General features: G+C 71.0%; 2 protein-coding genes. One reads left to right on the top strand and one right to left on the bottom strand.

What is annotated here, in order from left to right:
• On the top strand, nt 1–353 hold a 353-nt coding region (locus QZH66_RS18270; protein ID WP_305807211.1), incomplete at its 5' end, for an aldehyde dehydrogenase family protein.
• Here the strand turns inward: QZH66_RS18270 and QZH66_RS18265 are convergent.
• Nucleotides 350–558, bottom strand: a 209-nt coding sequence (locus tag QZH66_RS18265; protein WP_305807210.1) for a hypothetical protein, incomplete at its 5' end; no start/stop codon positions are given. The two genes, QZH66_RS18270 and QZH66_RS18265, sit on opposite strands and share 4 nt — an antisense overlap.

The following is a 558-nucleotide window of genomic DNA, read 5'->3' as shown; positions in this document are numbered from 1 at the left end:
GCTACCGCGCGCTGTCCGACGCCGTGGCCGAGATCAACGCCGGCGAGCGCCCGCTGGCGCTGTACTACTTCGGCAGCGACGCGGCCGAGCAGCAGTGGGTGCTGGACCACACGCTCTCGGGCGGCGTGTCGATCAACGACGTGCTCATGCATGCCGCCCTGCACGACGCGCCCTTTGGCGGCGTCGGCGCCTCTGGCATGGGCCACTACCACGGCCGCGAAGGTTTCCTGGAGTTCAGCCACGTGCGCAGCGTCTACAGCGCCGGCCACCACGACCCGCGCCAGGAATGGGGCATGCTGCCGCCGTACAGCGAGAACTTCGCGCAGATGATGCGCGCCGCGGTGACGCCCTAAACCGTCCTGCCGCCCTGGTGATGGGCCAGGGCGGCAAACACCATCACGGGCTGCAGGACCACCGTGACCAGCGCCCCGTACACGCCCTTGAACACGGCGTAGCCGTTGCCACTGAACTCGGGTGCGCCCATGGCCTGCAGCGCCAGCACGCTGCCGCCGCCCAGCAGCGCCAGGCCGATCAGGCCGATGCCCAGGCCGCCCCCCC

It is taken from the genome of Stenotrophomonas sp. YIM B06876 (assembly GCF_030711595.1).
Classification (GTDB): Bacteria; Pseudomonadota; Gammaproteobacteria; order Xanthomonadales; family Xanthomonadaceae; genus Stenotrophomonas.
Note: the sequence above shows the minus strand (reverse complement) of the source record. Positions and strands in the feature narration are given on the sequence as shown.